At 35.5% G+C, this 12,564-nt stretch carries 12 protein-coding genes and 1 pseudogene; 7 read left to right on the top strand and 6 right to left on the bottom strand.

Features of this window, described 5'->3' with window-relative positions; translation table 4 throughout:
* Nucleotides 1–38 precede the first annotated feature (38 nt).
* From Q346_RS04185 to Q346_RS03745, 4 genes are all read right to left on the bottom strand, one after another.
* A complete protein-coding gene (locus Q346_RS04185; RefSeq protein ID WP_162148275.1) occupies nucleotides 39–200 on the bottom strand; it encodes a transposon-encoded TnpW family protein in 162 nt (53 codons plus the stop codon).
* 156 nt (nucleotides 201–356) lie between these two features.
* On the bottom strand, nucleotides 357–1,262 hold the full coding sequence (locus tag Q346_RS0100740) for a phage major capsid protein (RefSeq protein WP_027332633.1): 906 nt from the start codon (nucleotides 1,260–1,262) through the stop codon (nucleotides 357–359).
* A gap of 15 nt (nucleotides 1,263–1,277) precedes the next feature.
* Complete coding sequence (locus tag Q346_RS04135; RefSeq protein ID WP_155946922.1) at nucleotides 1,278–1,547, bottom strand: hypothetical protein; 270 nt, start codon at nucleotides 1,545–1,547, stop codon at nucleotides 1,278–1,280.
* 422 nt (nucleotides 1,548–1,969) lie between these two features.
* The gene (locus tag Q346_RS03745; protein ID WP_155946921.1) at nucleotides 1,970–4,273 is read right to left on the bottom strand and encodes a phage/plasmid primase, P4 family; all 2,304 of its coding nucleotides are present in this window, start codon (nucleotides 4,271–4,273) and stop codon (nucleotides 1,970–1,972) included.
* Between the two features lie 500 nt (nucleotides 4,274–4,773).
* Between Q346_RS03745 and Q346_RS0100720 the strand changes: the two genes are divergently transcribed.
* The 7 genes and pseudogenes from Q346_RS0100720 to Q346_RS04280 all read left to right on the top strand — a co-directional run bounded on the left by Q346_RS0100720 (nucleotide 4,774) and on the right by Q346_RS04280 (nucleotide 10,861).
* Nucleotides 4,774–5,844 (top strand): DNA adenine methylase, encoded by a 1,071-nt coding sequence (locus tag Q346_RS0100720; RefSeq protein WP_027332630.1) that lies wholly within the window; start codon nucleotides 4,774–4,776, stop codon nucleotides 5,842–5,844.
* A gap of 83 nt (nucleotides 5,845–5,927) precedes the next feature.
* Entirely contained in the window at nucleotides 5,928–6,584 is a 657-nt protein-coding gene (locus Q346_RS0100715; RefSeq protein WP_027332629.1) for a PDDEXK family nuclease, read from the top strand.
* Nucleotides 6,585–6,597: 13 nt separating this feature from the next.
* On the top strand, nucleotides 6,598–7,119 hold the full coding sequence (locus tag Q346_RS0100710; protein WP_036437816.1) for a hypothetical protein: 522 nt from the start codon (nucleotides 6,598–6,600) through the stop codon (nucleotides 7,117–7,119).
* Between the two features lie 46 nt (nucleotides 7,120–7,165).
* Entirely contained in the window at nucleotides 7,166–7,690 is a 525-nt protein-coding gene (locus Q346_RS0100705) for a hypothetical protein (protein WP_027332627.1), read from the top strand.
* Nucleotides 7,691–7,715: 25 nt separating this feature from the next.
* Nucleotides 7,716–8,468 carry a TRM11 family SAM-dependent methyltransferase gene (locus tag Q346_RS0100700; protein ID WP_027332626.1) on the top strand — a complete coding sequence of 251 codons (753 nt, stop codon included), beginning with the start codon at nucleotides 7,716–7,718 and terminating at the stop codon, nucleotides 8,466–8,468.
* On the top strand, nucleotides 8,468–10,183 hold the full coding sequence (locus Q346_RS0100695; RefSeq protein ID WP_027332625.1) for a DUF262 domain-containing protein: 1,716 nt from the start codon (nucleotides 8,468–8,470) through the stop codon (nucleotides 10,181–10,183). The genes Q346_RS0100700 and Q346_RS0100695 overlap by 1 nt, the downstream gene beginning before the upstream one ends.
* A gap of 333 nt (nucleotides 10,184–10,516) precedes the next feature.
* Nucleotides 10,517–10,861: pseudogene (locus tag Q346_RS04280) on the top strand (DUF6809 family protein).
* 145 nt (nucleotides 10,862–11,006) lie between these two features.
* On the opposite strand, the gene Q346_RS0100685 reads toward Q346_RS04280, so the two are convergent.
* A complete protein-coding gene (locus Q346_RS0100685) occupies nucleotides 11,007–11,468 on the bottom strand; it encodes a hypothetical protein (protein WP_051521777.1) in 462 nt (153 codons plus the stop codon).
* A 197-nt stretch (nucleotides 11,469–11,665) separates the two neighbouring features.
* Nucleotides 11,666–12,547: a translation elongation factor Ts gene (gene tsf, locus Q346_RS0100675; RefSeq protein WP_027332623.1), complete on the bottom strand. Its 882-nt coding sequence runs from the start codon at nucleotides 12,545–12,547 to the stop codon at nucleotides 11,666–11,668.
* Nucleotides 12,548–12,564: the final 17 nt, after the last annotated feature.

Below are 12,564 nucleotides of genomic sequence, written 5' to 3'. Positions count from 1 at the left end.
TACCGTACACCTGCGAAGATATCAAGATGTATTTTGAACTAAAATACTTTCTTTATTTGTACACTATTTGTGTCGCTTAAAATCAAGCGTTTCAGCTTGTCATATGCGGTCTCTTTTGCATTACTGCTGAATGCTGATTCTACTATGTATATTGTGTCACCAATTTGCTTCTCGGTGGTATGAACTACTTTTTCTTCCATATATAACTCCTCTCTTCAGTGGGTGGGGGTGGTAAAATCTCTACGACTATTTCTTTGAGCAACGGGCGTGGGCTTTCGTACACAAAAAGCGGAAATCAAAGGGGGTATTAACCCCATAATCAAACATTGGTTATGAGGCATACATCCAATGTGGTTTTATGCTGTGATATTCAGCGTTTTGATTGCATCCGAGCGGATGAGTTTTCCGTCAAGGTGTTCGTAGCCAAGATAACCTATTTGCTGATGAAGAGCATACTTTTCGGTAAGCGGTCTTACTGTTAGCGGTAATCTCTGCACAATCCAATAGTAACTGAAGTCGCCGAAAGCAATAGGCTTTCCTGTTGTAGGCATAGCATTTGAGATTATAACACGCTTACCCATAATGGTATCGTTAGTGTGATTCCAAATGTAGTTGCCTCCTTCATCTTTGAGAGTGCGGAGTGTCTGTGCAGTTTCATCATTCATCATCCACACACCATTCTTACGATACTGCTTGTCCACAAAGAAGTAGAGTTTCACCACATCCTCATATGTAAGCTTGGATGTTTCTGCACCAACTTCAGCTGTGGTAAGAATACCCGTAGGTTTGTCAACTCCATCACCATTTACAAAGGCATCTTCCTCAGTTCTTCCGATACGCTTTGCAAATGAGGTTGTGAGATACTTTTCAATATCGAATTTTGCATCAGCGGTGAAGTCATCGGATATACGGATGATAGTTCCGAGTCTGTGGTTTTCTACCGAGATGCTTCTGAAATCGTCTACACCATCGTAAAACTCAAGGGTGTTTTCTCCGAGCCAAGTGGCAATATCCTCGGCATCGTAGGTTTTGATGGTGTGGTCTGTACCGGGTGCATTGATAATGGTAGCAATAGATCTGAAAGGGTTTTCTTCCAAAAGTGCTGCCTTGTACTTCTTCATAGATACCACCGGAAGCTTGAATGTCCCGGTCATATTGTGTTTACCTGCATCAAGGTTTTTCTTTGCATTGGAATTACCTCTTACGGCATTCCAAAAGTCTCTGTCATATTCGGGGGAATTTACAAGATAATCGTTAAACATAAGTGTTACCTCCAATTAATGTTTTTTAATAAGTCTGTTGTATTTGTGCTTCATGAGCACATTCTGAAGTGTGTTTGTATATCCAAGTTCGGATGATACGGCAAGCATATTCTCAAGAGAGTTGTACCATAGGCTTCTTTCTCCGAGTTGAAGATTGAAGAACTTGTCCTTTCGGCTGTCCTTGGGAGCAAGCAATATTGCCGAAGGCTTATTCTTTGCCTTGAATATTCCGATCACCCAAAAGGTGTCGAAATCGATGTGTCCGCAGAGGTCTTTGATTCTCATTTTCTTTTACCTCTTTTAACAACATAACCATGCATATCGCAGTAGTCAATAGCCTGCTTGTATGTGGTAAAGAACACATTGCTGTTGCCCTTCTGCACTACCCAAGGAGCAGGTGTCAATCTTTTGCTTTTTAACACAAGCACATACTCTCCATCCTCTGCAATACGAAGTTGCTGTCCCGAGTATTTTTCGTTATCAAAGTCGGATGCTTTGATGCCTACGGGAAGTTTGAATTTGTCGGTAATAATACCTTTTACATTAAAGTGTTTCATGATTGTTTCCTTTCTGTTTTTAATTGATTTTTATTGTTATTTCCTATGCTCATGCTTATGCAATCATTGGCATCACCTCTTTCATATGTGTGGGTGACACCGTTGACGGTCATTTCTATATCTTTTTTATATGTCTTTTTGTTTTTTTGACTATATAAAAATTTTATATATATGACTGTCATAGGCTGTCACCAATTTATTACGCAGCACGGAAATCGCTGACGCAAGGAAGAACTCTGTCTTTGATGCGAAGTCCCAAGATGTATCTGCATTCCTTTGTGCGATGCTTTTTGTATCCGGCATTTCAAGAGCTGTATAAAAGTCGCTTGTACTTCTTGCAAACTCACCCATAGTAATGCAGTAACTGCGGTATTCGGAATAAAGTTCACTTGACTTTTCCTTGTAGCTTTCACCAATATCACAGCAATCTTCTATGAAGTGACCAAGCCAATCATTGTCTTGCATATATTTGCTGATGGCTTGCTGTACGCAAAGAGGTGTATCAAATTTAAAGTTTTTCTCAATTACCATTCTTGCACCTTCTATCATCCAAGCAAGGATGCTTTCGCCTGCGTGTTCATAAAGATAATCGGCATAGTTTTTGATGTCGGATTTTCCGCTGATGGTTGCATTAAAAGGAATGACTATCAGCCTTCTCCATGTTCCCGAATCACTCGCACCTACCTTCGGCAGATGGTTTGTGTAAAGAACAAGAGTGTGTGTCGGTGTATAGCTGAAAGGATCTTTGTACTTTTTCTCGGCAAATATCTTATCGGTGGAACAGAATTGTTTTACATTTGAAGTGCTGAGTCTTGTGCCTTCTTCCAATTCAGCAGCAATGAGAAGTCTTTTTCCTCTTGCTTCTGCAAGCTCCGGCTTTACATTTCTGCGACATCCCACTGTGAGAGTGTCAGCAGATATGTTTCCGCTATATGTGCCGAGAATTCTTGAAAGGACATTCCAAAATGTTGACTTACCGTTCTTTCCGTCACCGTATGCAATTATCAATGCTTCAAGATTGACTTTGCCGATAGTGGCAAGTCCGGCAATTAGCTGAACATACTTGATAAGTTCCTTGTCACCGCAGAAGAAGGTGTCAAGTGCTGACATCCACTCTTCCGAAACTTCTGTGCCGGGTGATACAGAGGTTATCTTTGTGATGAAATCTTCGGCTCTGTGTTCACGGAGTCCGTTCAAACCTTTACGAAGGTCATAGGTGCCGCTTGGGGTATTAAGCAGGTATTCATGTGTGTCCAACTCATCCTGACCGATTTCAAGCATCGGTCTTGCTTCCTTCAAAGTTGCGGATATGGATTTTGACTCTCTGCGTTTGATGACATAATTTTGGTAAGCAAGAGCATTGCAGAGCATGTTGTATGCGGTACTCTGTTCCTTGTTAAAAAGCGAGAGTGCCTTTGTTTTGCCTACGCCCGTGATGAGTGCGGTTGCCCCGGTGTTGGTCATCAGCTTATTTGCCTTTGTGATTTCCGCTTGTGCTTCTTCTAACTGTCGGGATGTCAGTTCTTGTGCCACTGCTTGTGCTTTGGACTTTGATTCTTCCCAATACATTCCGTTGTAGCGGATGTAGTCGGTAGAAGGTGAATACCTGAGTTCAGATGCGTATTCTCTTGAAAGAACCTCGGCTTGTCCAACATCGGAAAAATCTCCGGGTTTCAATAACACATCAGAGTTGTACACTTCAGGCGGTATATACCCATCTTCGGAGGATACCTTATCTGCAAAACCTTCAGCACTTTTCCATATGGCAGCAAGTTCATCTTCTTCAAGTGGCGGTACGCACTTTTCTGCTTTAGAAATAAACCTTTCATATGCATCCACTCCTGTGCCATACCTTTTTACAATGCGACCTGCGAATCTTGAAAGCGTACTGTTGCGACTACCTTCGGGAATGATGTCGATATTCACATCGTTTTCAATAAACTCAGATATCAATGTGTTTCCGGGAAAGAACTCTACTTCGGGGTTTTCAACACCAAAGAAGAATCTTGCAATATCGACAGCATTTTTGTCGAAGTATGGGAATCGTTGTAGGACTTCCGTTTTCAGATTTTCATATTGCTTTGCCTCGGTTATGGTTGTAATCGGGAAAACAACATGGAAACGAGGACGAGCCGAGCGTGAGGCTTTTACTTTGTTGTGGCTTTTGCTGTAGCTTACATAGAACGGCACATCTACAAAGTTTGAAGCAACATCGGTAGGCTTAACCCAATCGGTAGGATTATCAGTATGGTCATTGTCGCATTCCATTGCCACACAATCGGAACTTACAAAGTTACTTGCGTTGCGGTAGTTGTCCATGTATTTTGCAAATACATGGTCGTGGCTTACGGCTTTGCGAAAATCATCCAATGATGTAACTACTACCTCATTGGGGTAGATGCAGTTCTTGGGGTTGCCTATGCATCCGGCGGTGTAAAGTGTAATCTTTTGCATTTTTCTTCAGCTCCTTTCTTGTAAATTTTTGTTTTAACTCTCATATTGACCACCTCCTTTCAGTTGGCGTTGTTTTTGTTCCTCTCACCATACGGAGATTTCAAAGGCTTTTTGATAAGTGTTTTTTGAAAAAATAATCGTTTCACTATACGGAGAAAAAAGAGTTGTTTTGTTAACCCTTTTTATAAAAAACTTTGAGATTTTTTCGTCCTTCACTATACGGAGATTTCAAAAGCGTTTTGATAGGGGTGTTTTTGAAAATATTTCTTTCACCTTCTTACGGAGAAATGAAGGGCGTTTTGAGGGAGCTTTATCAAAAAAATGCAAAAAAATAAAGCCGTAATAAATACGACTTAATGTGAGTTTCTATTGTTATATGTTTTATGTGTAAATAAAAGATAAAAATACTTGTGCAAAAAGTAGAAATTAACAAAATGGTATTGCTTTTATTCGAGTTTTGGAATATAATAATACTTACAATATGCAAGGAGTGTATTAGTATGAACTTTATATCTGCACGAGAAGCTGCTAACAGATGGGGAATTTCCCAAAGAAGAGTGGCTGTTCTATGTTCCGAAAATCGTATCGAAGGAGCAACTATGGTAGGCAATATGTGGATCATTCCGACAACTGCAAATAAACCTATTGATGCAAGAAGTACAAGGTACGTTTCCGAAAGTAAAAAAACTGTACGTCCTTTTTTGAAATGGGCTGGCGGCAAGGGTCAGTTGTTAAAAGAAATTGAAAAATATTACCCATTTGAAAATAGTAAGATCACAAAATATGCAGAGCCGTTTGTTGGTGGAGGAGCTGTTCTTTTTGATGTATTAAGCAAGTATAACCTTGAAGAAATATATATAAGTGACATTAATGTAGAATTAATAAACACTTATTATGTCATTAAAAATATGACGGATGCATTGATTAAACTTTTGAAAACATATCAAGACGAATACATATCTCTTGATCTTGAAGCTCGAAAAAAATACTATATGGCAATGCGAGAGCAATTTAATGTTATCAAGGTTAATGGAGATGAAACACAAAACATTGTAAAGGCTGCCCTAATGATTTTCTTGAATAAAACTTGTTTTAATGGTCTTTACCGAGTAAATAAAAAGGGGTTATTCAATGTTCCTATGGGTTCATATAAAAACCCACTTATTTGTGATGAAGAAAATCTTCGTGCTGTAGCAGAAAAACTCCAAAAAGTAAAAATTGTTTGTGGAGATTATAAGGAATCTGCGAGTTTTATTGATGAAAATACATTTGTTTACTTTGACCCACCATATAGACCGCTTACGGAAACATCAAGTTTTACTGCATATACAGAAAGTCTGTTTACAGACGAGGAACAGATAGAACTTGCTCACTTTGTTGATAATATGCATAAAAAAGGTGCCAAAATAGTAATAAGTAATTCCGATCCAAAAAACATAAATGAAGATGACGAATTTTTTGATACCATTTATAGCAAGCATCAGATAAAACGTGTAGAAGCTACAAGAATGATAAACAGCAATAGTGAAGCAAGAGGCAAAATAAAAGAACTTTTAATATCGAACTTCTAAACACATAACTTTAATTAAATAATATTTTTAACACTGTGGAATGTTATTCCGCAGTGTGTATCTCTTGTGGAGGAAATAATGATATGAGATTGAAAGAAGCACAAGAAAAGATATTCAATTTATGTAATATACCTTTTTCTGAAATATTTACAGAAGAAGATTTTTTGACGATTATAAAAAACAAAGGAAAAACCGGGCAGCTGCTTGAATTAGCTCTTGGGAAAAAACTTGATAGTTTTAATATTGATTTTGAAGATGGTGAGCTCAAGAGCAATAAATGTGATGCAACCGGGAAACCTTTGGAGACCGTGTTTATCACTCAAATATCAAGTATTATTGATGAATTGCTTCAAGAAAGAACTTTCGAAGAAACACATCTTTATGAAAAAATCAGCAATATGCTTTATGTTCCAGTTTGCAAAGTAGGCAATCCTCGTAATTGGATGTTTTTAGATGCTATACATATCGACCTTTCTGACAGAAGGTTTTCATATCTGTTGAATATATGGAGAGATGATTATTATAATATTTGCAAACAACTTAGATATCACATTGAAAATAGTCATGATGGTTTTATACATACATCGAATGGCGAACATATACAGATAAGAAGCAAGGATTCTCAACCTTATCACCCCATATATTCATCCACTTACGGAAGATATGTTTCTAATAAGAATCATGCTTTTTATTTTCAAAAGCAATTTGTGTATGATGTATTAGCTTTGTATAACAAATAATGGAGGTGTAAATATGCCAGTAAATATATATGGCGGTGGAGCTCGTACCAATGCGAACGGGTTGAGATTTGAGCAAGAAACAAGTCTCGAAGAAGCATTGTTAAATGCAGGATATTCAATAAACGATAGAAATGTCATTAAAGATGAACATAACAATTGTATAGGAATAATTGCACCCAAGCACGCCTTTTATAAGGTAATATTGGAGCCGGAAGGAATTAATTGGGAAGATTATATTTCCAAGAAACTGTTACCTGATGAAGCTTTATTGAATTTCAATAATAATACAGTGTACATAATCGAAAAAAAGTTTCAGCACGATTCAGGCTCTGTGGATGAAAAACTTCAAACTTGTGACTTCAAAAAGAAACAATATCAAAAATTACTTCAAGACACTCCTTACGATGTAGAATATTTATACGTTTGCAATGATTGGTTTCAACAAAAATGTTACCTTGATGTTCATAATTATATCAATTCCGTTGGATGCCATATATTCTTTAATGCAATTCCACTGGAGTTCCTCGGTTTGTAGTTAAGATATTATAACTTAGAATGTTAAACAAAAGGAGGCAAATGATATGGCTGAACATGAAATCACACGTTTTTTTTCAAATGAAGGAACACGAAATGAAGTGCGATTAAGGGTTGTCAATGCTCTTTCAGAGGAAGACCCCGGCAATTCAACCGAAACTGAAAGATATACATATTACGTTGAAACCTTGGATGATGGAAATAGGGTTTATCTTCGTCGTCCGGCAAATCTTCATTTCGGTTTTGATTTTTTGGTGTGTGTAGAAAATGCAAATTATGCAGAACCTGGGAAAAGACGTAGAAATTATCCCAAGCATGACGATTTAGGCATAGATTTACAAGCAAAAAAGGCTGAAGATCCTGAAATGTATAAAAAACTTTATACTTTATTGAAGAAAGTATACGAGTGCAACGATGTATTTGAAACTGACATAGAAAACATTTCTTTTTCATCAGGATTACCCGTGGATCATATTTTAAAGACAATAAAATGGCTTTTTATTGAGCAAGACATAAGATATTGGAATTACTCCGGCAGAAGCATGACATGGGGAATCGTGCCTGAGCCATAAGTAAATTGTGAAAAGGATAGTGCATATGAAAAAAATAAAGAAATGGGAGCCGGAAGATTTCGAACTGGAAATGACGACACATTGGTCATTTCCAAAACGTGGCGATTGGGCTACTCATGATGCAAAATGGAGAGGAAACTGGTCACCATATATACCGAGAAATATTATATTAAGATATTCGCAAGAGAACGATTTGATTCTTGACCAGTTTGCCGGAGGAGGCACCACTCTTGTTGAAGCAAAACTCTTAAATAGAGATATAATCGGAGTTGATATAAACGATGTTGCTATAGAGCGATGCAAAGAAAAAACAGCCTTTGATTATCAGCTTGCTACTGGCAAGGTGTATATAAAAAAAGGTGATGCACGAAACCTTGATTTTATCCCTGACGAAAGCATAGACCTGATATGTACACATCCGCCATATGCAGATATCATTAAATATAGCGAAGGAATTGATGGGGACTTATCCCAATTAAAAGTCAAGGATTTTATTGAAGAAATGAAGAAAGTTGCGTCAGAAAGTTATCGAGTCTTGAAAAAGGACAGGTTTTGTGCTGTGCTGATGGGAGATACACGTCAGAAAGGACATATGATACCAATGTCTTTTGATGTAATGCGTGTTTTTGAAGAAGCAGGATTCAAATTAAAAGAACTAATCATTAAAGAACAGCATAATTGTAAAGCGACTGGATATTGGAAAACAAATAGTGTCAAATATAACTTTTTGCTTATAGCACACGAGTATTTGTTTGTATTTAGGAAGGAGGAAAAATAATGTCTTTATCAGCAGTAGATACTGCTTTGACCAAAATTCTACTTATTGATTCTCAATATACAATACCGAGGAACCAACGAAAATATGTCTGGGAACGGGAACAGATAGAATATCTATTTAATGATATTTTATATAATATGCAGTGTTCATCAAATGGAACTACATATAACCATTTCATTGGAAGCTTTATTTTTCAAAAAGAAGGAAAAAAGTTAAAAGTAGTTGATGGACAACAGCGTTTAACAACATTAACCTTATTACTTGCTATAATAATCAAATTTCTAAAAAAGTATGATAAAAGCACTTTAGCTGAAAATACTATTCCATACGTGGCATCAAAGGATGATGAGATTGAAGATAAATATAATATGAGGATTGATAATAGCTACTTTTCTATTTATTCGATGCTCATCTTTGATTTTTGCATAAAAAACATTGATTGTTTTGATGCATATGATTTTTGCAAAAAGATAAACAAGCAACTTTCCACATACGATAAAAAGTTCGTTGAAAATTGCAATCTTTTAATAAACCTTATACAAAAATCTTTAAATGAATTACCGACCTACGAAAGAAAATCCAATTGGCTAAAAGATGTTCGTGAAACAATTCTTGCTTTAAGCTGCATTGAGATAACCTCAACTGAAGAACAGGAAGGGTATATCGTTTTTGAAACATTGAATGCAAGAGGGGTTCCTTTGGAACAAGCGGAATTAATAAAAAACTACATTTTCATGTATGCGAAAGGTTCGTCTGGTTCCGATTTGCCGGAAGAAAAATGGAACAATATAATAGGGACGCTGGAAACTTGCAAAGAAGGAACCGTAAAATTGTTTTTCTCGCATTATATTACACATAAATATGGCAAAGTTGCTGGTACAAAAGAATATCAACAAATAAGGGATAATGTTAAACCTGCTGAAGTTAATAATTTGTTGGATGATTTATTAAAAAAAGCCAAAACATATAAAAAAATATGTGAACCGGACACAAGTGAATACAGTAACATTGTAAAATATGTATTAAAATATTTGAACGAAATAAACAACAAACAGTTCCGTCCGCTTTTGTTGAGCGTTCTGTCTGCTTTTGAAAATGGTCAGATGTCGGAATCTTATTTAAATAAATTTGTTGTTAATATAAAAAATTTCATATCAGTTTATTTCACCATTTGTCAAAGGAAAGCTAATGAACTTGAAGACTTAATATATGAAAATTCACTTGCTTTGTCACAAACTTATTCAAAACAAAAACTTGATGCATTCATAACAGCATTGTATGAAAAAAAGCCTAATTACGAACTTTTTTGTCAACAATTCTATAAGATAGGATTTAGTAAACATAAGGATAAGTACCCTGAATTATCTGATAATTCAAAAAAACGGTGCCAGCATATAATAAGAGAGTTTGAATTACATACAGCAGGCATAGAAGATGGTGTATTACCTACATTTACTATTGAACACATAAAAGCAGATTCGCAAGGAGGAAAAGCTTGTTATATAGGAAATATGCTGCCTCTTTTGCAGCGAGAAAACAAAAATTTAAATGATAAGAATTTTGACGAAAAAATTGTTGTATATAGAAGTTCTTGCTTTAAATCAACCACTAAATTTGCTTCTCGATATGATAGTTGGAGTGATAAAGATATTGATTCACGTTCGGTACATTTGGCAAAAACACTATTCGAAAATGTTTGGCAACAAAAATCATAATTAAAACACACACGCATATACTATTATAGGTGATCACAAATGTTTATTATTAAATGCGTGCGTGAAGGAGAACCTTGTTTTATTTGGGCGAATAGTAGCGAATGGGACTGTTGGTGTGTGTCAGAAATCCCATATGTGTTCCCGAATTATGAGTTCGCATATAAGGTGTATTGTGATGTTATTAATCGCCAAAACTCCTGTTTGGTTAATGTAGAAATATGCCCTGATAAATGAGTAAATTATTGTCTTGACTTTCTCAAAATTGTATGGTATAGTGTCGTGCTACAAGGAGGTGCAGCACTATGCAGCAATTAAAACGAAAAACAGTTAAAAATGCAAAAACGACCGTGTTACCGGGAATGCTCTCGGTGATGCGGTCGTTTTCTTTATGTGAGGAGGGATACAATGAGGAAACTACTTGAGGAGTTTTGGTATGGGAATATATTTCCGCAAGAACAATATGCTGCTCAACACCCGGAGATAAAGCCATTACTACGCCTTATGGACAAAAACCGAACAAGCCTTTCAGAAACATTAACCGATGCTTAAAAGGAAGTCTTGGAAAAATATGACGATGCGGTTTCTGAAATGAACAGCCTTTTGGAGAGAGAAATCTTTATATATGCTTTCCGGCTCGGTGGAAGGTTTGCAATTGAAACTCTTTCAAAGGACGAGTAAAGGCACAGAAAAAGACCACACAAAAGGTAAATTCCTAATGTGTGGTCTTTCCATTCGCACCGCTTGAGGAGTGTCAGATAAAAATTTACTTGATTTTGTAAATCCCTATGTGAGCACCCCTTTAAGTGCGTTTTTTTTGTTCTCCTTAATTTTGCTCCTTTTTTCGAATAATTACTAAATGTGGTAAATTATCATTAGAATTTAATTTTGTTGTAATTTGTTCCACAATATTGATTTGATCATTAATTCCTAAATAAGGTAATGATTCAATTTCATCCGATTTAGTAATAATTTTATCTATTAAATCAAAATATCTGATTTTAAAAATAGTTCCTATATCAACTCCCTTAATAGATGATATTTGTTGTAATTTTCCATTTTCATCCATTCCTTCACTTGAAATGATTGAAATATGGTCAGGATTAGAATTATCAAAATTCTTTTCTTCTAATCCGTTAATAAAAAATACAAATTCCTCATCTTCTGCAATTAGCAAAATAATTTGGGTTTTTAACTTATCTCCTTTAATTTTTTTAATAAATAATTCATCAAGCACAAGTGGTTTTAAAACAGGTAATGGAAAAGGTGCTTGATTATAGCTATTCATATTTACATTTACATTTTCCATACTTAAATTTTAAAAATTTCAATATTGATTTTATTTTTTATTTTAATCAATTTCTTTTTTGTTAATAATTTGAAAAAAATGAAAATTAAAGCTATTAAGAGGTAAAAAATTCAATTTTTTATGTTTTTTAAAAGTTAATAAAAAATAAAGCATTTCTGCTTTATTTTTCAATTAAATTAAACTGTCATTTGTGCTGCAACTTCTGCTGCAAAATCTGTTTCAACTTTTTCAATACCTTCGCCCACTGCAAAACGTACTGCTGAAACTAATTCTTCGTGATGGTTAGCTAAATATTTTTCAATTGTTAAAGCTTCGTCCATCATGAATGCTTGTTTAACAAAAACAATTTCACCTAATTTTTTATTTAATGAACCATTTCTAATTGTTTCTTGAATGTTTGCTGGTTTTTTATCAAAACCTGCTGGTTCAACAAATTCTGCTTTAAATGTTGCAATTCTTTCCGCAGGAACTTCATTTTCAAAAATAAATTCAGGTTTCATTGCGGCTAAGTGCATAGCTGCATTTCTTGCAACTTCTTCGTTAGCGCCTTTAACTTTTATAATAGAACCAATTTGTCCATTAACGTGTACAAAGTGTCCTAAAATTTCACCCTCAGCAGCTTCAACTAAAGCAAATCTACGGAAAGAAATTTTTTCTCCGATAGTTGCAGTCATTGTTTCAACTGCTTCTGCAATAGTTTCATTGTTGTTGAAAATTGCTTTTTCAGCTTCTTCCATTGTTTGAGCATTTGTTTTTAATAATGCTTGAGCAACTTCTGAAACAAAAGCCACAAATTTTTCATTTTTTGCAACGAAGTCAGTTTCACTGTTAATTTCAACCATAACAGCTTTTTTGCTATCTCCAGCAAGAGCAATTAAACCTTCTGCAGAAACACGACCAGCTTTTTTAGCTGCTTTAATTTTTCCATTACTTTTTAATCATACGATTGCTTTTTCGATGTCATAGTCAGTAGCTTCTAAAGCTTTTTTAACATCAACCATTCCACCGTTAGTTCTTTCACGCAATTCTTTGATTAATTCTAATTTGTTTACTGACATATTTGCTCCTTAACTAA

The organism is Mycoplasmopsis gallinarum DSM 19816, assembly GCF_000621085.1.
In the GTDB taxonomy this organism is placed as follows: domain Bacteria; phylum Bacillota_I; class Bacilli_A; order Mycoplasmatales; family Metamycoplasmataceae; genus Mycoplasmopsis; species Mycoplasmopsis gallinarum.
The sequence above is the reverse complement of the archived record's forward strand: the minus strand, read 5'-3'. Positions and strand labels throughout refer to the sequence as shown.